This is a genomic window from Planctomycetota bacterium (assembly GCA_021414025.1).
Lineage (GTDB): Bacteria > Planctomycetota > Phycisphaerae > Phycisphaerales > SM1A02 > SYAC01.
In genome coordinates, this window is record JAIOPG010000006.1 from 243,199 (window position 1) to 265,533 (window position 22,335).

Annotated in this window: 24 protein-coding genes; 16 read left to right on the top strand and 8 right to left on the bottom strand. The window is 64.2% G+C overall.

What is annotated here, in order from left to right:
• Positions 1-45: 45 nt before the first annotated feature.
• The 9 genes from K8R92_08675 to K8R92_08715 all read left to right on the top strand — a co-directional run bounded on the left by K8R92_08675 (position 46) and on the right by K8R92_08715 (position 8,505).
• Positions 46-501, top strand: coding sequence for a hypothetical protein (locus tag K8R92_08675; GenBank protein MCE9619971.1), 456 nt, complete (start codon positions 46-48; stop codon positions 499-501).
• A gap of 45 nt (positions 502-546) precedes the next feature.
• Positions 547-1,017 carry a GNAT family N-acetyltransferase gene (locus tag K8R92_08680; protein MCE9619972.1) on the top strand — a complete coding sequence of 157 codons (471 nt, stop codon included), beginning with the start codon at positions 547-549 and terminating at the stop codon, positions 1,015-1,017.
• A gap of 34 nt (positions 1,018-1,051) precedes the next feature.
• Complete coding sequence (locus tag K8R92_08685; protein ID MCE9619973.1) at positions 1,052-2,533, top strand: SDR family oxidoreductase; 1,482 nt, start codon at positions 1,052-1,054, stop codon at positions 2,531-2,533.
• Positions 2,534-2,564: 31 nt separating this feature from the next.
• Entirely contained in the window at positions 2,565-3,047 is a 483-nt protein-coding gene (locus K8R92_08690; protein ID MCE9619974.1) for a VOC family protein, read from the top strand.
• Positions 3,044-3,586 (top strand): DUF1801 domain-containing protein, encoded by a 543-nt coding sequence (locus K8R92_08695; GenBank protein ID MCE9619975.1) that lies wholly within the window; start codon positions 3,044-3,046, stop codon positions 3,584-3,586. Before K8R92_08690 ends, K8R92_08695 begins: the two co-directional genes overlap by 4 nt.
• A 104-nt stretch (positions 3,587-3,690) precedes the next feature.
• Entirely contained in the window at positions 3,691-4,614 is a 924-nt protein-coding gene (thyX, locus tag K8R92_08700) for an FAD-dependent thymidylate synthase (protein MCE9619976.1), read from the top strand.
• A gap of 86 nt (positions 4,615-4,700) precedes the next feature.
• A complete protein-coding gene (gene pgeF / locus K8R92_08705) occupies positions 4,701-5,486 on the top strand; it encodes a peptidoglycan editing factor PgeF (protein MCE9619977.1) in 786 nt (261 codons plus the stop codon).
• A gap of 314 nt (positions 5,487-5,800) precedes the next feature.
• Positions 5,801-7,165, top strand: a complete 1,365-nt coding sequence (locus tag K8R92_08710; protein ID MCE9619978.1) for a nucleotide sugar dehydrogenase — start codon at positions 5,801-5,803, stop codon at positions 7,163-7,165.
• 38 nt (positions 7,166-7,203) lie between these two features.
• Positions 7,204-8,505 carry an MFS transporter gene (locus K8R92_08715; GenBank protein ID MCE9619979.1) on the top strand — a complete coding sequence of 434 codons (1,302 nt, stop codon included), beginning with the start codon at positions 7,204-7,206 and terminating at the stop codon, positions 8,503-8,505.
• A gap of 40 nt (positions 8,506-8,545) precedes the next feature.
• Here the strand turns inward: K8R92_08715 and K8R92_08720 are convergent, their stop codons facing one another.
• A complete protein-coding gene (locus K8R92_08720) occupies positions 8,546-10,096 on the bottom strand; it encodes a potassium/proton antiporter (GenBank protein ID MCE9619980.1) in 1,551 nt (516 codons plus the stop codon).
• Positions 10,097-10,215: 119 nt separating this feature from the next.
• Here K8R92_08720 and K8R92_08725 point away from each other — a divergent pair, with 119 nt between their 5' ends.
• Together K8R92_08725 and K8R92_08730 are read left to right on the top strand one after the other, a co-directional pair.
• On the top strand, positions 10,216-10,944 hold the full coding sequence (locus K8R92_08725; protein MCE9619981.1) for a carbonic anhydrase: 729 nt from the start codon (positions 10,216-10,218) through the stop codon (positions 10,942-10,944).
• Positions 10,945-11,017: 73 nt separating this feature from the next.
• Positions 11,018-11,515, top strand: a complete 498-nt coding sequence (locus K8R92_08730; protein MCE9619982.1) for a carboxymuconolactone decarboxylase family protein — start codon at positions 11,018-11,020, stop codon at positions 11,513-11,515.
• A 23-nt stretch (positions 11,516-11,538) separates the two neighbouring features.
• Here the strand turns inward: K8R92_08730 and K8R92_08735 are convergent, their stop codons facing one another.
• The 4 genes from K8R92_08735 to K8R92_08750 form a co-directional block, all read right to left on the bottom strand.
• Positions 11,539-12,639 carry an NADH:flavin oxidoreductase/NADH oxidase gene (locus K8R92_08735; protein ID MCE9619983.1) on the bottom strand — a complete coding sequence of 367 codons (1,101 nt, stop codon included), beginning with the start codon at positions 12,637-12,639 and terminating at the stop codon, positions 11,539-11,541.
• 66 nt (positions 12,640-12,705) lie between these two features.
• The gene (locus K8R92_08740) at positions 12,706-13,398 is read right to left on the bottom strand and encodes a haloacid dehalogenase-like hydrolase (protein MCE9619984.1); all 693 of its coding nucleotides are present in this window, start codon (positions 13,396-13,398) and stop codon (positions 12,706-12,708) included.
• Positions 13,395-13,754: a DMT family protein gene (locus tag K8R92_08745; protein ID MCE9619985.1), complete on the bottom strand. Its 360-nt coding sequence runs from the start codon at positions 13,752-13,754 to the stop codon at positions 13,395-13,397. Before K8R92_08745 ends, K8R92_08740 begins: the two co-directional genes overlap by 4 nt.
• A gap of 98 nt (positions 13,755-13,852) precedes the next feature.
• The gene (locus K8R92_08750; protein MCE9619986.1) at positions 13,853-14,359 is read right to left on the bottom strand and encodes a hypothetical protein; all 507 of its coding nucleotides are present in this window, start codon (positions 14,357-14,359) and stop codon (positions 13,853-13,855) included.
• Between the two features lie 101 nt (positions 14,360-14,460).
• Here K8R92_08750 and fumC point away from each other — a divergent pair, with 101 nt between their 5' ends.
• The 5 genes from fumC to K8R92_08775 all read left to right on the top strand — a co-directional run bounded on the left by fumC (position 14,461) and on the right by K8R92_08775 (position 19,107).
• The gene (gene fumC / locus K8R92_08755; protein ID MCE9619987.1) at positions 14,461-15,864 is read left to right on the top strand and encodes a class II fumarate hydratase; all 1,404 of its coding nucleotides are present in this window, start codon (positions 14,461-14,463) and stop codon (positions 15,862-15,864) included.
• 262 nt (positions 15,865-16,126) lie between these two features.
• A complete protein-coding gene (locus K8R92_08760) occupies positions 16,127-16,828 on the top strand; it encodes a hypothetical protein (protein ID MCE9619988.1) in 702 nt (233 codons plus the stop codon).
• Positions 16,829-16,876: 48 nt separating this feature from the next.
• Entirely contained in the window at positions 16,877-17,593 is a 717-nt protein-coding gene (locus tag K8R92_08765; GenBank protein MCE9619989.1) for a hypothetical protein, read from the top strand.
• Positions 17,594-17,625: 32 nt separating this feature from the next.
• Entirely contained in the window at positions 17,626-18,450 is an 825-nt protein-coding gene (locus tag K8R92_08770; GenBank protein MCE9619990.1) for an SDR family oxidoreductase, read from the top strand.
• Positions 18,451-18,456: 6 nt separating this feature from the next.
• On the top strand, positions 18,457-19,107 hold the full coding sequence (locus tag K8R92_08775) for a cyclase family protein (protein MCE9619991.1): 651 nt from the start codon (positions 18,457-18,459) through the stop codon (positions 19,105-19,107).
• Here the strand turns inward: K8R92_08775 and K8R92_08780 are convergent, their stop codons facing one another.
• From K8R92_08780 to K8R92_08790, 3 genes are read right to left on the bottom strand one after another with little or no spacing between them, the layout of a single operon-like run.
• On the bottom strand, positions 19,108-19,518 hold the full coding sequence (locus K8R92_08780) for a RidA family protein (GenBank protein ID MCE9619992.1): 411 nt from the start codon (positions 19,516-19,518) through the stop codon (positions 19,108-19,110).
• Positions 19,515-20,975 carry an aldehyde dehydrogenase gene (locus tag K8R92_08785; protein ID MCE9619993.1) on the bottom strand — a complete coding sequence of 487 codons (1,461 nt, stop codon included), beginning with the start codon at positions 20,973-20,975 and terminating at the stop codon, positions 19,515-19,517. Before K8R92_08785 ends, K8R92_08780 begins: the two co-directional genes overlap by 4 nt.
• On the bottom strand, positions 20,972-22,312 hold the full coding sequence (locus tag K8R92_08790) for an FAD-dependent monooxygenase (protein MCE9619994.1): 1,341 nt from the start codon (positions 22,310-22,312) through the stop codon (positions 20,972-20,974). The genes K8R92_08785 and K8R92_08790 overlap by 4 nt, the downstream gene beginning before the upstream one ends.
• Positions 22,313-22,335 lie beyond the last annotated feature (23 nt).

The window sequence follows — 22,335 nt, forward strand, 5'->3', positions numbered from 1 at the left end:
AATCAATCCACGTTTCGCGCGGTGTTCGCGGTGCTATTCATCACGATGGCAATCGCCGCATTCTTCTTCGGCTGGTGGGTGACCCGCAATGTGCGCGAGGACGCCAAGCAGACCGACATCCAGCTGCGCGGCGTCGCCTGGGGCATCATGAGCTACTCCGCCGCGACCGGCTCCATGCCGACTTCGCAGGAATCCCTGACCAAGTATCTCTTTGATCACCCCGAGTGCCTCACGGCGTCCCGGCGCACAGGGGAGTGGCCCGCCACGGTTCAGGCGTTGGACGGCCTTGTCACCCCGACGGAAATTTCGGCGGCGCTCATCGGACGCATCGAGGTGATCTGGCCCCCCTCGGGAAATCTGGCGCCGGTGATTCAAGTGCGCGGCCGGCCTTCGGGACAGGGCACCATCGAGCAGGTGAATGAGTGGCTGCAAAAATGGAATCACGGGGTCGCGGCGACAGGTTCCCGCGACCAGACGCCCGTTGCCACGCCTCAAACTTGACGCCACACTACGACTCTGATGCAACGCCACGACTCTGATACCGCCGTGATCCGCCTCCGACCGACCGGGCCGGGCGATTTGCCTGCGATCTTCGAGATGCAGAGCGACCCTGAATCCAACGAAATGGCCGGGACCAAGCCGCGCACGCGCGAGGTCTTCTTCGCTGCATGGGAGCGAAACCTCACCGACCCGGGCGTCAACTCGCGAGTGATCGAGATCGACGGCGCGAGAGGACCCGAGACCGTCGGCACCATCAATCGCTTTCAGGCCGATGGACATGACTGCGTCGGGTACTTGATCGCGCGGGCGCACTGGGGCAAGGGCATCGCGTCGCGGGCGCTGACGATGTTTCTCGCCGAGGAACGCCGCCGCCCGCTGCACGTGACCACGGACCGCGGCAACGCTGTGTCGCGGCACATCCTGGAAAAGAATGGCTTCCGCTTCACCGGTCAGCGCATGGGCGAGGAAACCGACCGCTACATCGCGAGGGAGATCGTGGATTACATCCTGGAGTGAGGCGTGTTGTCGCGCACGACTATGATCATCGCTCATGGTCGCCCCGAAACCACCCGCGGTTTTCATAACCGGGGCGACCGGCTACATCGGCGGCCGCCTCGCCCCGCGGCTCATTGAGCGTGGCTACCGCGTGCGCTGCCTGGCCCGCAGCGCCGCCAAGCTGCGAAGCCGTCCGTGGGCCGGGCATGAGCGAGTCGAGATTGTGGAGGGGGACGCCGCCGACGAGGCCAGGCTCGCATCCCTCATGCAGGGATGCATCGCGGCCTATTACCTGGTGCACTCGATGGACGCTGCGGGGCCGCGCTACCGGCAGCATGATGCTGCCCTTGCCGAGGGCTTCGGTCGCGCGGCCGCGAAGGCCGGCGTGTCGCGGATCATCTATCTGGGAGGGCTGGGTGAAACCGGCGCCGGACTCAGCGAGCACCTCTCATCGCGGCGGGAGGTCGAGGCGGCCCTGCGCCACGGCGGCGGCGCGGCAGTCCCCATCACCGTGCTCCGCGCTGCGATGATCATCGGGTCCGGCTCCGCTTCCTTCGAGATCCTCCGCTACCTCGTCGAACGACTGCCGATCATGATCACGCCGCGCTGGGTCAACACGCAGTCGCAGCCGATCGCCGTGCGGGATGTGCTGCATTACCTGATCGCCGCGCTGGAAACACCTGAAACGGCGGGCAAGACGCTGGACATCGGCGGGCCGGAGGTGCGGACCTATCTGGAGATCATGCGGGAGATGGCCTCGGCGCTGCGGCTGCGGCGCCGGCTGGTGATTCCCGTTCCGGTGCTCACTCCGCGGCTGAGTTCCCTGTGGATTCACCTGGTCACCCCGCTGCGCGCGAGCATCGCCCGCCCGCTCGCGGAGGGCCTGAAGAACCGCGTCGTCTGCCGCAACGACGAGGCCGAGCGGCTCATGCCCCATCCGGCCGGACAGGCGTGTCTCACCATCCGGGCCGCCATGGATGAGGCGCTGGCCAAGGTTGGCGCGGACGCGGTGGAGACAGCCTGGTCGGATGCCGGCGTGATGCCCGGCGATCCGTCGTGGGCCGGGGGGACGGAATTCGTCGATGGCCGAGAGGTCGTCACGACCGCATCCATCGACGCGGTGTGGAGAGCCGTCTGTTCACTCGGCGGATCTCGCGGGTATTACGCCATGGACTGGCTCTGGCGATTGCGGGGAATCATGGACCGTCTTGCGGGCGGGCCGGGCCTTCGCCGCGGCCGGAGGAGCTCACACGAGTTGCGGCTGGGTGATGCGCTGGACTTCTGGCGAGTCTCCGCGATCGAACCCCCTCGGCATCTGCTGATGACTGCGGAGATGAAGCTGCCCGGAGTGGCCACGCTCGGCTTCGACCTTGAACAAGTCGCGACCGGAGGCTGCCGGCTGGCGATGGCTGCCCGCTTTCGCCCGCGGGGTTTCCTGGGGATCCTTTACTGGTACTCCGTGCTTCCGCTGCACGCGCTCGTTTTCAAGCGGATGCTCCACGGAGTGATCCGGGCCGCGGAGTTCGCGTTGGATTGAGGCAAAACGGAGATGCCCGTACGATTCTGCGATGCCCCAGATCAGCACCTTTCTGACGTTTAACACCCAGGCCGAGGAAGCGGCTCGCTTCTACACCTCGATCTTCCCCAACTCAAAGATCACGCGCGTCTCGCGCTACCCCGACCTCGGGCCGCAATTTCCGTACAAGGCCGGCAGCGTGATGACCGTCGAGTTCACGCTCGACGGCCGCGCCTTCACCGCCCTCAACGGCGGGCCGCAGTTCACCTTCACCCAGGGCTTCTCCATCGCCGTGCTCTGCGATACGCAGAAGCAGGTGGATGAATACTGGGACAAGTTCGTCGCGGCGGGCGGCACGCCGGTGGCCTGCGGCTGGATCACCGATCACTTCGGCGTCTCGTGGCAGATCGATCCCAAAATTCTGATCGAGATGGTCTCCGACCCCGACCCGGTCAAGGCCGGCAAGGCCATGCAGTCGATGATGACCATGGTCAAGATCGACAGCGAAGAACTCAAGCGGGCAATGGCCAAATGAAGAGCAACGCCAAGACCGTCAAGGACTACCTCGCTTCGCTTCCGGCGGACCGCCGCGCAGGCATCGAGGCGGTGCGGAAGGTGATCCTTAAGAACCTCGACAAGAATTATGAAGAGGGGATGATGTGGGGAATGATCGGTTACGCCGTGCCGCACCGCGTGTGGCCGCTCGGGTACCACTGCGACCCCAGCAAGCCGCTGATGATGGCCGCCCTGTCGAGCCAGAAGGACAACTTGACGGTCTACCTCATGAGCGTCTACGGGCAGAAGACGGAGCGCGAGTGGTTCCAGAAGGCCTGGGCCAAGACGGGCAAGAAGCTCAACATGGGCGGATGCTGCATCCGCTTCAAGACGTTGGAGCATGCCGCGCTGGATGTGATCGGCGAGGCCGTCCGCCGCACGCCCGCCAAGGCGTACGTGGAGAACTATGTCAAGATTCTGGCGAGCACGGGCCGGGGGCCCGATGGCAAGAAGCTCAAGGGCGACAAGGCCGCAAAGAAAACCGCCAAGAAGACCGCGAAGAAGAAATCGAAGCGGTGAGGTAGGCATCCCAACTGTCGAGCCTCGTCAGGGCTCGGAACATTTTTCGAAAGTCCGCGATTTTTCATTACCAGCGGCGGGGGGTTTCACCGCATAATCACAGAATGCCCAGCACAAGCGATTCAACCGCCGGCGCAACCGCCAACAAGACGGACAGCGCCTCCAAGATCCGCCGCGTGCAACCCGAGGCTCCGATGCGCGATCTGATGGATGGATGTTCGAGGTGGGAGATTCCGGTTCATCAGCATGGCTTCATCGCGCTGGTCGACGTGATGCCGCGGCTGGCGCCGGTCGGGCAGACCGCCGACGCGGCGATCGTGCAGGCGGCGCGAGTCAGCTACGGCGACGGCACCAAGCAGGTCAGCGAGGACCGCACGCTGGTGCGCTATCTGCTACGCCACCGCCACACCACGCCGCTTGAGATGGTGGAGTTCAAGTTCCATGTGGCCATGCCGATGTTCGTGGCCCGTCAGTGGATCCGCCACCGCACCGCGAACGTGAACGAATATTCGGCGCGCTACTCGATTGTGCCTGACCGCTTCTACCGGCCGACCGTGGAGAATGTGCGCAAGCAGAGCGCCATCAACCGGCAGGGGGGCGACGAGCCGATCGACGCGGGCACCGCGGAGTCCTTCCTGGGCCTGCTCGAGCGCGCCGAGAACAACTACCGCGACTACCTCTCGCTGACCGAGCAGGGGGTGGCCCGCGAGCTCGCCCGCGCGGCGCTGCCGGTGAGCGTCTACACGGAGTGGTACTGGAAGTGCGACCTGCACAACACGCTGCGATTCCTCTCGCTGCGCATGGATTCGCATGCGCAGCAGGAGATTCAGGACTACGCGAAGGCCATGTTCGAGCTGATCAAGCCGCTGGTCCCCAGCACCTGCGAGGCCTTCATGGACTACGAGATGGAGGCGCTGCACCTGACGCGCCTGGAGATCGAGTCGATCAAAAGCGGCAAGCCCATCGACACCGCCAACAAACGCGAGCAGGCGGAGTTCGAGGCCAAGAAAAAGCGGCTTGGTCTGTGAAGTCGGTGGGAGTCGCGAAGTCGACCGCCGGAATCAAATCCGGGACCAACTTTGATCCATGGATCGTTGAATCTGAAAATGGGGTCGTGTGGCTACGTTCGCCGCTGCTGTACCGCGAAGGATTCGCCCACGCCTTCAGCACGCGCCTGGGCGGCGAGAGCCCCGCGCCCTTTGACACCATGAACCTGGGCATCGCCGACGCTCCCGGCGAGTCTGACCGGATGGAGCGCGTCGACGGAAACTGGCGCAAGCTGCTGGGCGCCGCTGGCATCGGCGACCGGACACTTGTCCGCGCCAGGCAAGTGCATGGATGCGCCGTGCTGCAGGCCGATCGCGCCAAAGACATCGTCCGCGCGGCGCCGCCCTTCGTGGAGGGTGACGCGCTGCTCACCGGGGATCCGAAGCAAGCGCTGGCGATCCGCGTCGCCGACTGCGTTCCAATCCTGATCGCGGACGAACGAACGCGCCTGGTGGCCGCCGTGCACGCGGGGTGGCGCGGAGTGATCGCTCAGATCGTTCCCGAAACCATTCGGCAAATGCGGGAACGCGGAAGTCGCCCTCAGGATCTGCGCCTTGCGATCGGGCCCTGCATTCGCATGGGAAATTTTCAAGTCGGCGCCGAAGTGGCCCAGGAGTTCCAGCGAGCCCGGCTTGCCGAGTGCGTCGCGCCCGATCCGGGTCGCACCGGTCACTGGAGGGCCGACCTTTCCGGCGCCATCCAGCTTCAGGCGAAGGCGGCGGGAGTCAGCCCGGTCCAAATCGATGATTGCCTGGCCTGCACCCACGAAAACCCCGGTTATTTCTTCAGTTACCGACGGGATGGAGCCCGCGGCGGCCGACTTGCCGCCGTCATTTGCCCCGCTCCGCTCTGAGGAAAAGTGGAATTTTTCTCCAAAATTGGTTTCCAACCCTTGCAACGGCCGATGATTGACCCATAATGGGCCCGTCAGGACGCGGCATTTGTTCGCCCTCGTCGTAACTTGAATCGGGTGGACGAGGGCTGCAACCGTCATCAGGACGGTTGCGGTTGTTTTTAGACCCCGCGCCGTTTTCCAAGTCCTTGCGAACCATCCGCTTGGGCGGAAGAACCCTTATATTTGCCGCCTGTCTCTTGCCGCCGAAAGCAAGAGATTTGTGATCAAGTGACCGCCCCCGATGGCCGACAACTGCGAGAGAAGGAGCCACTGTGCCGACTGCTACCACCACCACCAACGCGTACCAAACCCTGAAGTCGAAAATTGAAACCAATCAGGCCCGCGTCGGCGTGATCGGTCTGGGCTATGTCGGCCTGCCGCTGGCGCACGCCCTGCATCAGGGCGGCTTGCCGGTGATCGGCTTCGACGTCGATCCCGAAAAGCCCAAGGCCATCAAGGAGGGACGCAACTACCTCAAGCACCTTGGCCACGACATGGTCACGTCGCTGCGCGACAGCAAGAAATTTGAGGCCACCACCGATTTCTCCCGACTGGGCGAGTGCGACGTGATTCTGGTCTGCGTGCCCACGCCGCTGGGCCGCCATCAGGAGCCGGACATCTCCTACATCCTGCAAACCGCCGACGCGATCGGCAAGACGCTTCGTCCGGGACAACTCATCGTCCTTGAAAGCACGACCTATCCCGGCACCACCCGCGAGGACATGATGCCCGCGGTGTTCGCCGCCGCCGGCGAGAAGGCCAAGACCTGGGAACTCGGCCGCGACATCTTCGCCGCGTTCAGCCCCGAGCGCGAAGATCCGGGACGCAAGAGCCACTCCACCAGCACGATTCCGAAGTTGGTCGGCGGCGTCGGCAAGCAGGCCACCGAGCTCGCCGCCGCGGTCTACCGCAAGGGCATCAAGGAAGTCATCGAAGTTTCCAGCGCCGAGATCGCCGAGAGCGCCAAGCTGCTCGAGAACATCTTCCGCGCCGTGAACATCGCCCTGGTCAACGAGCTCAAGACCACGCTCACGCCGATGGGCATTGACGTGTGGGAAGTGATCCGCGCCGCGGGCACCAAGCCCTTCGGCTTCATGCCCTTCTTCCCGGGGCCGGGCCTCGGCGGACACTGCATCCCGATCGATCCCTTCTATCTCACCTGGAAGGCCAAGGAATTCGGTGCCAGCACCAAGTTCATCGAGCTGGCGGGCGAGATCAACACCGGCATGCCGCACTACGCGATCGACCGCGCCGGCGAGCTGCTGAACAACCACGGCAAGTGCATCAAGGGCAGCAAGGTGCTCGTGCTGGGTTTGGCCTACAAGGCGGACATCGACGACGTGCGTGAGAGCCCGAGCTTCGAGCTTCTCCAGATCCTGGAGGATCGCGGGGCGCAAGCCGACTACAGCGATCCGCTGGTTCCTGAAACCCGCGCGGGCCGCAAGCACGACTTGCAGAAGAAGTCCGTGCCGATCACGCAGGCGACCCTCGCGGGCTACGACCTGGTCGTGGTCTCCACCGCGCACACCGCCTTCGACTGGAACATGATCGCCAAGCACTCGAAGCTGATCCTTGACACGCGCGACGCCATGCGGGCGCACCACGCGGCGCTGGGCGATCGGCTCATGCTGGCGTAATGCCGAGCGACGAGCGAGTCTCTCCGGGCCGATCCAGGGTGGCCTCGTGGTCCGACGCGTGGCGCGAGCGGAACTACCGCTGGTACGCCGGCGGCATGCTCTCCGGCGGCTTCGGGTTGCAGATGCTCAATACCGCGGTCCTCTGGGATGTGTGGGAGCGCTCGCACAGCCCGATGAGCCTGGGTCTGATCGGCCTGGCCCGCGCACTGCCGGTGATGGTGCTGGCTTTTCCGGCCGGCCACATGGTCGATCTCTTCGACCGCAAGAAAATCCTGGTCTTCACCCAGAGCGGATTCGCCGCGGTCGCCGCGCTGCTGGCGTTCGCTTCCTACTTCAGCGCCCCGCTGTGGATCAGCTTCGTGGCCATCGCGCTGAGCGGCTGCGTCCGCGCCTTCAACATGTCCACGCGGCAGAGCCTGCTGCCGCTGCTGGTGCCGATCGACCGCTTCCAGAACGCAGTGACCTGGAACAGCGCCATTTTCCAGTGCGCCGCGATCGGCGGGCCGATCCTGGCGGGAAAATTGATCGTGCAGGCGCATTCGACGTGGGTTGTGTTCGCGCTCTCCACGGTGCTGTGCGGCGGATTCGCCGTGGCCTCGGCGCGGTTGCGGCCGCGTGAGACCATCAAAGCCGCTGGCGGATTCGGCTTTCGATCGATGTTCGCAGGCGCCGCCCACATCCGCAAGGAGAAGGTCATTCTCGGCGCCATCCTGCTCGACCTGCTCGCGGTGCTCTTCGGCGGAGCCACCGCGCTGCTGCCCATCTTCGCGACGGACATTTTGCAAACCGATGCCGTCGGCTTCGGACTTCTCAAGGCCTCCACGGCGATCGGGGCGCTGATCATCGCAGGCATCCTGGCGGTGCGGCCCACGCTGCGACCGGCGGGGCCGCTGCTGCTCTGGAGCGTGGCGGCCTTCGGCGTCTGCATGATTCTCTTCGGCATCAGCCGTTCGCTCTGGCTGAGCGTGGCGCTGCTGATGATCAGCGGCGCGGTGGACAACATCAGCGTGGTCATCCGCCACGTGCTGGTACAGACCCGCACGCCGGATCAGCTGCGCGGCCGCGTGACGGCAGTCAACGGAATCTTCATCGAGTGCAGCAACGAGCTGGGCGGATTCGAAAGCGGATTGGTCGCGGCGTGGCTCGGCCCGGTGTGGAGCGTGATCACCGGCGGCTTCGGCACGCTGGCGGTGACCGGCGCGATCGCCTGGTGCCTGCCCTCGCTGCGCAAGCTCGACCGGCTGATCGAGGAATTGAAACCCACCGACGGACCCGATGCCGGCGATTCCGGCGAAGTGGAGCGCGTGCCCGCCGCCTCCACGCCGGTGCTGCTGAAATAGCGGCCAAGCGCGGGGACGTCACGGAAAATGCGGCGCGGAACTACACGGGCAAGGAGGGGGGCGAGACTCCCTGGAGCTCTTCGATCACTGCGGCTTCCTGATCCAGCGGCAGCGCCACCGCGACCTCGTCACCCGCCTCGAAGCGCGTGTTGCCGCGGGCAATGTGCACGCGGCCGTCGGATCGCACGATGAAGGCGATGGCCACATTCGGAGGCAGGTGAATCTGCGAGATCGATTTCCCCACCACCGGTGACTGCTCGGTGATCACATAGACATTGATGTCGTTGTCGGTCTCCTCGCGCATCACCATATCCACCGCGTTCTTGGGAAGCGGGCCGCTGCTCTTGAGCATGCCCAGCCACTTTGGCACCGACTTGATCACGGTGCCCGGGATGATGCAGCCCACGATGACGCAGATGAAGACGATGTCGAAGAGATTGTCGGCCTTTGGGTTGTCGTCGGGGTTGCCCAGCGCAAGGATGGGGATGGTCGAGAGGATGATCGGCACCGCGCCACGCAGTCCCAGCCAGGCGACGCACGCTGTCTCGCGCCAGGGCACGCGCATCGGCAGCAGGATGACGGCTACCGCCACCGGCCGCGCCACGAAGGCCAGCCAGAGCGCGATCATCGCCCCACCCAGCACGATGTTCTCTTCCTTCAGTCGGTGCGGCGAGCTGAGCAGGCCGAGGAAGAAGAACATGGTGATCTGCCCGCCCCAGGCCAGCGAGTCGTGGACGCGCAGAATGGAGGCGCGGAATGGGAGCTTGGAATTGCCCATCATGATGCCGGTGAGAAAGACGCTTAGCAGGCCGCTGCCGTCGAGCATGCTGGCCAGCCCGAAGCTCGCCAGCGCGCTGGCCACGGTCCGCACCGGATAGAGGCCGCTCTCCGCGTTGGGCAGGTACTTGAAGGAGGCGATCGAGAGCCAGCCCACCACCACTCCGGTGGCGGCGCCGATGGCGAACTGACGGGCCACATCCGCGCCCATTTCGAGCACTCCGGTCGACGCGCCGGTCACCAGGCCCGTGAAGACGAAGACCAGGATGAAGGCCATCGGGTCGTTGAAGCCGCTCTCCAGTTCGACGATCTGGCGCACGCGCCCCTTGAAGCCGACGCCGCCCAGCGCCGCGAAGACCGCCGCCGCATCGGTGCTTCCCAGCACGCTGCCCACCAGCAGCGCTTCGGGCCAGGTGACCGCCGGTCCCAGCCACTTGACGAAAACCGCGACGAGCGCCGAGATGAACACCACGCCGATGGTCGCCAGCGCGATGGAGGGAGTCCACGAGCCGCGCATGTGGTGGACCTTGATATTGAGCCCGCCATAAAACAGGATCAGAATCAGACAGATCAGACCGACGCCGTAGGCCAGGTCGAAGTCGAAGAAGTTGATCCCCATCGGGCCGTCCTCGCCGACGAGCATGCCCAGCACCAGGAACAGCAGGCCGCCGGGCAAGCCGATGCGCGATCCATATTTGTTGATCACCACGGCGATCAGAAGAACAAGCCCCGCCCAGAAGGTGATCTGCGGCAGCCACTCGTGCAGCTCCAGCGAGCGATCGGTGTAGGTCATGACATCGGCGGCCTGCGGCATCGCAGCAGTATGACGCTTTCGTTCGGGGCTGCAAATTGGATGGGCGGACTTATGCGTGTCGGCCCATCCGCAGCACCGCGGCTCCACCACCGGCGCGAGGCATGAAGTATTCTGCGTCCATGCACAAGATCCACCGAGGACGAATTCTCCTTGCCGCGACGGGTCTTCTGGCGTTGAACGCGGCCATCGGCGTCGCCGCGCAGAAGTCCGATGTTTCCGCGGTCACCCGCAACGACGCTCGCTTTTCTCCGGCCGCCGCCTGGGCCTACCTGCAATCCCGCAATACCGCCGCCAGCGCCGCCGCTACGGCAGCCTTCGAGAAGAATCCCGCCGCGAAAGAGAAGTTCACCACCGGGCAGGCGCCCTATGCGGTGATTGTGGGCTGCTCCGATTCGCGCGTGCCGCCGGAGCAGGTGGTGGAAGCCGCCCCCGGCGATGTCTTCGTGGTGCGCGTCGCGGGCAATGTGGTTTCCGATGACGCGATCGGATCGGTCGAGTACGCCGTGAAGTACCTCCATGTGCCGCTGGTGGTCGTCCTGGGCCACGAGAACTGCGGCGCGGTCAGCGCCTGCTTGCAGGACAAGGGCGTGAGTGGCGCACTTCCCCAGTTGCTGGGGAAGATCCGGCCCGCCGTGCAGTCCGCCACGCAATCCTGCACGGGTTGCACGCCCGAGGCGCTGCTCTCCGCGTGCATCGCCGACAACGCCCGGCTGGGCATGGATGAGCTCCTGAATCGCAGCACGTTCCTGCGCAACGGAGTCAAGCAGGGCAAGGTGGCCATCGGCTGCGGCGTCATCGATTTGGGCACCTCAAAGATCAAGTGGATCGTCGAGCCCAAGGCGAAGTGAGCGGATCAACCTTCGTGGGAAGCGGTGCGTGAGCGACGAGTGCTACACTCGTTCCTCCCCAAGGAGATTCCGCATGCCCAGACTCTCACTTGCCGACCCCAAAGCCGTTGGAGCTCCCGACATCAACATCTTCAAGGGGATCGCCAATGCCCCCGAGATTCTGAAGGGCTTTCTTGAATTCAATGTCGCTGTGAAAAAGCACGGCGGACTCTCGCCCGCCGAGATCGAGGCGATCGCCTTGGCGGGGGCGCAGGCCCTCGATTGCAGCTACTGCCTGAATGCGCACACGAAGATCGGCATGGGCGCCGGCCTTGACGAGGCACGCACCGTGGCCATCCGCAAGGGGCTTGGGGCGAATCCCCGCGAGAAGGCGATCGTTGATTTCACCCGCGCCGTGCTGGCGACCAAGGGCAATGTCTCGGACGCGGATCTGAAAAAAATGCGCGACGCCGGACTGGACGACCGGCAGATCACCGCAGTGGTCGCCATGACGAGCATTGCCGCGTTCACGGCTTGGTTCAACCACGTCAACGGCACGGTCAGCGACTTTCCCGAAGCGCCGAAAATCTAGATCGGCCACGGGTTGAGGAGGACTCACGCCCGCGCGGATTGACCGACGCACCATTCGCATTGCGGCGGGCAGGGTGGCTTGGCTCCGAGCGCCCGCGCCGCAATCCAGGGCCAGCGCGGCTCGCGCAAAGCGCCGCGGGCCAGCGCAATCGCGTCGGCCTTTCCCTCGACGAGCAATTTCTCGGCCAGCAGCGGATCCTCGAGCTCGCCCACGGCGATCACCGGCAGAGCGGTCGCCTTGCGGATCTCCCCGGCATAGTCGGCGAGCCAGCCCGGGGAGCTCTTCCACGGCGCGGTCGAGTTGCCCGCGATGCTGATGTGCAGGATGTCCGCGCCGATCTCCTTCAGGGCGCGGCCGAAAGCGCAGGCGTCGGCGACCTGCCATCCGTCGTCGGTCAGATCGGTGGCGCCATAGCGCACGCCCAGCGGTTTCTCAGCGGGCCAGGCGGCGCGCATCGCCGTGACCACTTCCAGCGGATAGCGCATGCGATTGGCGAGCGAGCCGCCGTAGTTGTCGGTGCGCTTGTTGGAAAGCGGCGAGAGAAAGCTCGCCAGCAGGTAGCCATGCGCGGCGTGGACTTCGACCAGGTCGAACTTGAGCCGCGCGGCGCGCGTGGTGGCGGCGACGAAGGCGTCGCGGCAGGAGCGCATCTCGTCGTGGGTCATCTCGTGCGGCACCGCGAGCGCGCCGAAGGCCGTCGGGCTGGCGCCGAAGGGCTCCCATCCGCCCTGGTCGCGCGGGATCAAACCCTTCTTGCCGACCATCGGTCCGTAGGTGCTCGCCTTGCGGCCCGCATGCGCCAACTGAATGCCAAGGCAGGCGCCGGGCACCGCCGCGCGCACGGTGGCGAGCGTCTTGGCCAGCGCCTCCTCCTGCGCGTCGCCCCACAGGCCCAGGCAATCCGGCGTGATCCTTCCGCGCGGCTCGACTCCGGTCGCTTCGAGAATCACGATCCCCCAGCCGCCGGTGGCCAGCATGCCGATGTGCACCGCGTGCCAGGGCTGGGCGCAGCCGTCGACGGCGCTGTACTGGCACATCGGCGCCACCACGCAGCGGTTGGCCAGGGTGAGCGAGCGGAGTTTGAGTGGCGAGAAAAGATGGCAGGATTGTTTTTGAGAGTCCATGGTGATGTGATCGTGTGGTTTCAGAGGGCAGGTCAAGGCGTTTGCAAAGTAAAGTCGTTGAAAAATCTATGCAAGGCATTCCTCAAGGGCGTCGAGCAGCCCCTCGAAGTGCGGCGCGACCATGTCGGCGACCGCCACAACCTTGGGGCGGGTGACGCACTCGGTCCAGGCGGCGAAGTATTCGCATGCGCCTTCCTGGCGCACCTCGAAGTCGGTCATGCCGTCGCCCACCATGACTCGAGGCGGCGTCCTACCCAGCGCGGCGGCCGCGAGCGCCTTGGAGCCCGCGGCGGCACAGCGCGAGGCGGGGTCGAGGCGCAGGATTCCCCTGGCGTCGGGCTTGAGGCGGTTGGCCAGGACATGGTCGCTGCGCAGGCCCAGCGATGCGACGACCGGGTCGATCCACTCGTGGAAACCGCTGGAAATCACCCAGATCCGGTCGCGCATGGCCTTGAGCAGCGGGGCGTTGCGAAGCATCGAGGGGCTGAGCTTCGACTTCAGCAGCTCGACCAGTTCCGGCAGCATGGCGGCGCGGATCTCGATCATGTCCAGGCGCCGCCGCAGGCTCTCGTCGATCGCCATCGAGCCCTCCATGCCGGCGTTGGTGATGGCCCGGATCGACTCCACGCGGGCCTCGCGGTCGGCGGCGCCGCGCAGCGCGATGCCGGCGAGCTCATCGACCGCCTCGGCGCCGACGATGGTGCTGTCGAAGTCGAAGAAGAGCGACACCGCGCGGAGATGGAGGGGGACTTCCGTCATGCGACGCTTTTGATGTCGCGGAACATGAACCACGCCGCCGCCACGATGCAAAGCGAGGCGTAGATGAAATTGACGGTGATCCGCTCGCGCATGTAAACGACGGCAAAGACCGCGAAGACGCTCAGGGCCAGCACCTCCTGCATTACTTTCAGTTGCTGCAGGGACAGGCCGGCCTGCTGATAGCCGATCCGGTTGGCGGGCACTTGCAGGCAATACTCGAAGAAGGCCACCCCCCAGCTCAGCGCGACGACGATCCAGAGCGGCTTCTCCTTGAAATCGCGCAGGTGCCCATACCAGGCGTAGGTCATGAAGAGGTTGGAGCCGATCAGAAGCAGGATGGTCCCGAGAGTCGTCATGCCGCGAGGATAGGAGAGGCGCTGCGGAATATGGCCCGGCGATGGCGGCGAAAAACCGGCGCGACGTCGGCGCGATCAGCCTGGAAATTCAGGTGCGCTCAGGGGGCGACGATCGGATAGGGGCTCAGCGGGCTCGGCTCGTCGATCAGCCAGATGCGATTCCAGTCGTCCACAATGCCGCGCAGATTCTGCTGCTCGTTGGCATTGTTCTTCAGGTACAGCTCCGGGTTGGTGCTGGTGGTGCTGTACATCTCGGGCGACATGGATTTGACCAGGATCTCGCTGCTGACGAGCATCTCGTTGTTGCAGAGCTCGTTCATGTCCTTGCTGCGCTGGGCGATGACCGCCTCGGTCATGGCGGGCTTGCCACCGGCGGGCGTCGCACGCGAGTCGGCGATTTCCTTCTTCAAGTCCGCAAGCAGCTCGCGGGTCGTCGGACTCAGGTAATCCATCTTGCTGTCGCTGGGTGAAAGCGCCAACCAATCCTTGGGAAGCATTTTCTTGTAGTCGCTCGACGGGTACACGGCGCCTTGTTGCGGCGAAGGGCAGCCCCAAAGCATCGAGCAGGTCAGAAGTCCGCAAAGAATGATGAAACGCTGTGGCAAGGCTCGGTCTCCTAAAAGGTCGAGCCGAGAATATAGCACGGATCACGGGCGGCTTCGCAGGGCATTACACTCTGTGGACAAGCATCACTGGAGATGAATTCATGTCGAAATCCCCCGAAAAAACCGCCACTCGCACCGAGACCGACGCCATGGGCGCGATCGAGGTTCCGGCCCATCGCTACTGGGGCGCCCAGACCGAGCGGTCGATCCATCACTTCCCCTTTGGCGACACGATGCCGCGGCCGATCGTGCGGGCGTTCGGTTTGCTCAAGGCGGCATGTGCCGAAGCCAACGTCGAGATCGGCGGGCTATCGAAGGAACTCTGCTCGCTGATTGTTGCCGCTGCAAAGGAGGTCTCCGCGGGCAAGCTTGATGATGAGTTTCCGCTCAAGGTGTGGCAGACGGGCTCCGGCACGCAGTCCAACATGAATGTCAACGAGGTGGTCTCCAACCGCGCCATCGAGATGGCGGGGGGAACGCGCGGCTCGAAGAAGCCGGTGCACCCGAATGACCATGTCAATCTCTCGCAGTCGAGCAACGACACCTTTCCGACCGCCATGCACATCGCCGCCGCGATTGAGATCGAGCGCACCGTGCTGCCGGCGGTGTCCAAGTTGCGCGATGCGCTGGACTCCAAGGCCAAGGAGTTCGCCGGCTTCGTCAAAGTGGGTCGCACCCATCTGCAGGATGCGGTGCCGCTGACGCTGGGTCAGGAATTCTCCGGCTACGTGGCTCAGCTCGATTTTTCGATCCAGGCGATCAAGCAGAGCCTGCCGGGCGTGCGCGACCTGGCCATCGGCGGCACGGCGGTGGGCACCGGTCTCAACGCTCCCAAGGGTTTTGGCGAGCTGGTCGCCAGGAAACTTGCGGCGGAAACCAAGATTCCCTTCACCAGCGCCAAGAACAAGTTCGCGGCGCTCTCCGGCCACGAAGCAATGGCGCAGGCCCACGGCGCGCTGGCGGTGCTGGCAACATCGCTGATGAAAATGGCCAATGACATTCGTTGGCTGGCCAGCGGTCCGCGCTGCGCCATCGGTGAAATTTCAATTCCGGAAAATGAGCCGGGCTCCAGCATCATGCCAGGCAAGGTGAACCCGACGCAGAGCGAGAGCATGACCATGGTCTGCGTGCAGGTCTTCGGCAACAACGCCGCGGTGCAGTTCGCAGCCAGCCAGGGCAACTTCGAGCTCAACGTCTTCAAGCCGGTGATCGCCCTGAACGTGCTGCATTCCTGCGAGTTGCTCGCGGGCACCTGCCACGCCTTCCGTGAGTTCTGCGCGGAGGGCATCACGGCTAACAAGGAACGCATGGCCGAGTTGCTGGGAGAGAGCCTGATGCTGGTGACGGCTCTTGCCCCGCAGATCGGCTATGACAAGGCCAGCGCCATCGCCAAGCACGCCCACCACAAGGGGCTCACGCTGAAGCAGGCGGCGCTTGAGCTGGGGTTCATCGACGAGGCCACCTTCAACAAGGTGATGAAACCCGAGACCATGACGGGACCTTGAAGGGGCTGGGGCTCAGCGAGCATTTCAAGGGCGCCAGTCGGATGAGCCGCCGCTGGGCCCGAGTCGCCCCACCGGCGTTTTCAGGTGTTCCGGACAAATTAAGATTTTTTTAAAAACGCTGGAAATTCATTTGACCGGACGGTTTATCAGCGCATCTTTCCGCGTCCGCCAGTGTGTCGGCCTCGTTGTGCGGTCGCGTTTGGGTTCCGGACAAGTTGAGGTTGGGAAATGCATGTACAAGATTTTTTGAAAGGTAATTGAAGTGATCGATCGCAAAATGTTCGCTCTTGCGTTGTGTGGCGGCTTGGCAACAAGCGTGCAGGCCGAAGTCCTCTATTCGACCGGCTTTGAAGCGCCGGCATTTTCCCTCGGGTCAATCGATGGCCAGGATGGCTGGTATCCCTGGATCGTCGCGCCCGTCATTCAGACCGCGACGGTTCACTCGGGAAGCCAGGCCGCCGGCATCGACGGGTTTGGTGAAGCTGACCACGATACGAATGTGCCTGTGTCGGGGCAGATGTTCAGCCTGCAGTGCGACTTCATGCACACCGGCAACGCGAACAACCAGTCTGGAATTTTTCTCTCGGGCGATACCGGCTTCATTGCCCAGTTGGTCAGCGGCAACAGTGACAGCGGGAACTCCTGGTTTTTCCTGGGCGGATTTGCTTCCGCAAACCATGAATCCGGTGTGAGCCTCGCCGATGGCCAGTGGCATCACCTGAACTTGATTCTTGACATCGCCGCCCAGAGCATCACGGGCTATGCGGATGACCACTATCTGGGATCGCTCGCCATGGACACCGTGCCGTTTCCAACCGCCATCACGCTGTTCGGTTTCTATCAGTATGCCGAGGGTGACGCCCAGTCGTACTTCGACAATTTCTCATTCGAGGCGGTGCCTGCCCCGGGCGCGGCAGCGATCCTGGGATTGGCCGGCGTGATGGCCGGTCGTCGTCGTCGCTGAACAGGAAGCCGTCACCGAGCGTGACAAATCTGAACAAGGAAAAGAAATATGATCTTTCGCAATCTGTCCGTTCTTGCATTGTGTGGCGGCCTGGCAGCGAGTGCGCAAGCCGAAGTTCTCTATTCAACCGGCTTTGAAGCGCCAGACTATTCACTTGGATCAATCGATGGCCAGGATGGCTGGCATCTCTGGGAAGCCGCGCCCATCATCCAAAACGCCACGGTTCACTCGGGCAACCAGGCGGTGCAAATCAACCAGCGTGGTGAAGCGATCCACGACACCTATGTTCCCGCCTCGGGTCGGGTGTTCAGTCTGAAGTGCGACTTCATGCACAGTGGAGCCCAGAGCAACCAGTCCGACATTTACTTTGGGGGAGACACCGGCTTCATCGCCCAGTTGACCAGCACGAGCAGAAGCATCGGCATGTCCAGGTACATGATTGTCAATACGGATACCTGGAACGACGATGCGGGCGTGGATCTCGCCGACGACCAGTGGCATCAACTGAACTTGATTCTGGACATCGACGCTCAGAGCATCAGGGGTTTTGCCGACGGGCATTATTTGGGATCGATCGCCATCAACACCGTTCCGTTCCCCACAGCCATCACGCTGTTCGGCATCGATCAATACATCCCCGATTATTCGGAAGGCGAGGTTTCCATTTCGTACTTCGACAATCTCACGTTCGAGGTTGTGCCCGCTCCGGGCGCGGGATTGATCCTGGGATTGGCCGGCGCGCTGGCCGGTCGTCGGCGCCGCTGACCGCACAAAACGCGAGTGGTACTCTTGCTGCGATGAGCACAACGACCAAGTCATTGGCGGAATCGATCTCATTGGCGGGTCGACACGCCCTTGTCGGCGGTGCGACGCAGGGCATCGGCTTCGCCTGCGCGAAGGCGCTGGCGGAAGCGGGGGCTTCGGTCACAATCGTGGGGCGCGACGCGGCGGGGCTGGCCAGCGCCTTGACCCATCTGCCCATGCCGCTGGGAAAGGCGCAGGTGCATCGCTCGCTGTTGGCGGACTACGCGGACTGGAAGGCGGTCGCCAAGGCCGTCACGGCGCATGTGGCGGAGCACGGAACGGTTCACATCGTCGTGCACAACACCGGCGGACCGGCGGCGGGTCCGATCGCGACAGCGGCGCCTGAGGATCTGATCCGCGGCTTCGAGATGCATGTGCTGACGGGGCAGGCGATCGTGCAAGCGTGCGTGCCGGGCATGCGCGAGGCGAAGTTCGGTCGCATCGTCAACATCACCAGCACTTCGGTCGTCACGCCGATCCGCGGCCTTGGAGTTTCCAACACGATTCGGGCCGCGGTGGCCAACTGGTCGCGCACGCTTGCGGGCGAGCTGGGCGCATCCGGCATCACTGCCAACACTGTGCTGCCGGGCTTCACCAAGACCGCGCGGCTGGACGCCATCTTCAAGGGCCGCGCCGCCAAGAGCTCCTCCACGGTCGAGGCGGTGGAGCGCGACGCGATCGCCACCATTCCCGCGGGCCGCCTGGGCGATGCAAGCGAGATTGCCGCGGCGGTCCTTTTCCTGGCTTCACCCGCGGCAAGCTATGTGAACGGCATCAACCTGCCCGTGGACGGCGGCCGGCTGGCGATGCAGAGCTGAGCATCCATGGCGGATCAGATCATCGACATCTCGCCGCGCATCTCATCGCGGCTCGCGGTCTTTCCCGGCGATGTGCCGATGGCGCGCGAGGTCTTGTTCGACATGAAGCGGGGCGACGGGATCACTTTGAGCGCGATCCGCTCGACCGTGCATCTTGGCGCGCATGCTGACGCACCAAGCCACTATGGCCGCGACGGCCGGACGATGGAGCAGCAGCCCCTCGATCTGTACTGGGGCGAGTGCGAGGTGGTGAAGGGGAAGCCAGGCGCCCGCAGCGCCGCAAATCGGATTGGACGAAGTCATCTGGCTGTGAATGAAGCGTGGGTGCCGAAGCTTCCGCGATTGCTCATCGCCACAGGCTCCTATCCGGATGGCGACAAATGGACCGCGGACTTCTGCGGATTGGAGCCGGATCTCGTGGACTGGCTCGCCGATCATGGCGTGAAGTTGGTAGGCGTTGACACGCCGAGCGTGGACTGCGCGGACTCGAAGGACCTGCCGGCGCACAAGCGGTTTTATGCGAGGGATGTGGCGATCATCGAAGGTCTGGTGCTTCGCGATGTGCCGCCGGGTCGCTACGAGCTCTGCGCGATGCCGCTGGCGCTGGAGGGCTTCGATGGAAGCCCCGTCCGGGCTGCTCTCAAGAAATTGAATTAGTTATTTCTTCGCGCCGACCCAGCAGACTGCCTTGACCTCGACGGAGATCGGCGTGGGCAGCGCGCCGATCTCGAGCGTGGTGCGGGTCGGGTTTGGATTGCCCTCGCCGGCGAAGTATTCGGCGTAGATCCGGTTGTAGGTGGCGAAGTCGCGCTTCATGTCCAGCAGATAGACGGTGACATCAAGCACGCTGCTCCAGGGCAGGCCGGCGTCGGCCACCACCATCTTCGTGTTTTCAAAGCAGGAGCGGCACTGCTTCTCGAAATCGAAAGGATCGACGCCCGGGATTACCTTGCTGCCGCGCTGGCGCGGACCGACGCCGCTCAGGTAGACGAAGTCGCCGGCGCGCTTGGCGTGGGGGTAAGGGCCGACTGGTTCCGGCGCGCGGTTGGAGTGGATGTCCTGGCTCATGTCGTTCTCCGCACCACAGTAACGGGTTCGGCGAAGAATCGCAGCGCCTCCTGGCCGCCTTCGCGGCCCAGGCCGCTGGCGCGCACGCCGCCGATGGGAACGCGAAGGTCGCGCAGCATCCACGAGTTGATCCATACCGTACCGCAGTCCAGTCGGGCAGCAATGCGATTTGCCTTCGCCGCGTCGGAGGTCCACACCGTCGCGGAAAGACCGAATTTGGTTCCGTTGGCGATCGAGATGGCTTCCTCTTCGTCCTTGAATGGGATGAGGGACGCGACCGGTCCGAAAATCTCCTCCTGATTGGTGCGGCAGGAGGAAGCAAGTCCATCGATGAGTGTGGGGGCGAAGAAGGCTCCGCTTCGGACCCGCGCGGGCAACTTCGCGGGATCAACGCGGTCACCACCACAGAGAATTCGTCCGCCTTCGCGACGGGCCGCATCGACCGCTTCGGAAACTTTCTTCAGATGCAGCTTCGAGACGAGCGATCCGACATCGGTTGAGGATTCAAGCGGATCACCCACGCGCAGTTTGCGGGTTCGTTCCACGATCGCTGGCACGAAGGTGTCCCACGCCTCGCGCGCCACCAGCAGGCGCGAACTGCAATGACACACCTGCCCCTGGTTCGTGAAAGTGGATCGCACGATGCCATCCAGTGTGGCTTCGATGCGATCGGGCTTGACGGCATCCGCGAATATGAGGGCGGGATTCTTGCCGCCGAGCTCGAGTGCGACGCGCTTGAAGGCGGGCGCTGCGGCCAGCGCGATGGCCTGTCCGGTGGCCGTGCCGCCGGTGAAGGTGATGCAGGCGACTTTCGGATGCGCGACCAATGCGGCGCCGGCGCCCGAGCCGCGGCCGTGAATCACATTCAAGACACCGCGGGGAAATCCGGCTTCGTTCACTCGCTCCGCCATCATCCACGCGGTGAGCGGCGTGACTTCACTGGGCTTGGCGACCACGGTGCAACCGGCGGCGAGCGCGGGGGCGATCTTCCAGGTGAGCAGGTAGAGCGGCAGATTCCACGGCGAGATGCATGCGGCAACGCCGAGCGGCCTGCGGTGCACATCCGAGACGCACTGCTTGTCTTCGAAGTGTTCGGTGTTGTCGCCGGTGATGGCATCGGCGAAGAAGCGCAGGTTCGCAATGGATCGCGGAATGTCCACGCTCCGCGCCAGCGACAACGGCTTGCCGGTGTTCTGCGACTCCATCAAAGCGAAGGCCTCAAGATCCCGCTCGATCAAGTCAGCGAGTGTGCGAAGCGGCGCGGCGCGTTGCGCGGCGGACATTGCCGACCACGCAGCCAACGCGCCGGCTGCCGCAGCGACGGCTCGCTCGACCTCGGCCGCGTCGCTGTCGGGAATGCTTCCGATGACGGACGCTGTGGAAGGGTCGACGACATCAAGCCGGGGGCCATGAGCGTGCGTGAAAGCGCCATCGATGAAGTTCAATGCGGTCTTCAAGTGCTTCCCCGATTGAACCACTTGATCGCAACGAAGGCGGCCAATCCCAGGATCAAGAGTGCGAGGTCCTCAAGCGCCCGTTCCTGGCGGCGCGAACGATCCAGCGCGTCGGCGTAGGGCACCGTGCTGAAACTCACCATCTCGTAGCGCGGAATGTAAAGCCTGGGCACCACGCCGTGCAGGAAATGATCCAGTTTCTTCTTCCACTTGAAGAGTCGCGACGCGGTGCGGTCGCGCATCTCCACGAAGTTGTTGAGCGCCATTTCGGCAATGGCGTCGGTGTTGCGCTTGCGGTCCAGTTCGTAGGCGGAGATCGCTGCAGCGATGTCGCCATGCTTGGCCAGCGCGTCGGTGAGCGACTCGCAATCCTCGAAACTCGCGTTCGCTCCCTGGCCGAAGAAGGGAACGATGGCATGCGCCGCGTCGCCCAGCAGCACCACGCGTCCGCCTTGCGACCAGGGCCGGCAGCGCACCGTCAGCATGGAGCCGACGGGATTGCCCCCAAAGTCCTGATCGAAACCCGGCATGAGCGATAGCGCGTCGGGATAGTGACGCCGGAAGTGTTCGCGTCCCCTGGCCGCGCCCTTGACCGCGTCGAAGCCATCGGGTCCATGGTGTGGCCAGAAGAGCGTGCAGGTGAATGAGCCGTCGGGATTCGGTAGCGCGATCATCATCGATCCGCCGCGCGGCCAGATGTGCAGCGCGTTGGGATTCATCGCGAAAGGGGCGTGCTCGCCGCTGCTCGCGGGCGGAATGTGCATCTCCTTGTACCCATGGCTCAGCCAGGACTGGTCGTAGTCGAATCCCTCGTTCTTCTGCAGCACGCCGCGCACCGCGCTGTAGGCGCCGTCGGCGCCGACAATCAGATCCGCCGTCGCCGTGGATTCCTGTCCGGTGTGGTCATTGATGAAGGTGGCGCTGCCCTTGGAGGCGTCCACTCCCACACAACGCTGGTCGAACTCGATGCGCACTTTGGATTCCGCCGCGGCCGCGTTCAGCAGGGTCAGGTTCAGCGCGCTGCGCGACACGCTCTGGATGGCGTGAGTCGGATCGCTGCTGTAGGGCTGGAAGGACTGCTTGCCGTCGCGGGAGTGAATCATGCGGCCCGGCATGCGGATCGCGCTCTTGAGCACGGCTTCCTCCAGCCCGGCGCGGCGCAGCGCCTTGAGGCCACGGGCGCTGATGGCGAGATTGATCGAGCGTCCGCTTACATGGCCGCGTGCTCGCGGATCGCCGCGGCGCTCGCGAAGGTCGACACTCCATCCTTCCCGCGCCAGATACACCGCAAGCAGGCAGCCGGCCAGACCCGCACCAACAATGATGACGCTTCGGGACACGCCGCCAGTGTAAGAAGTGGCGC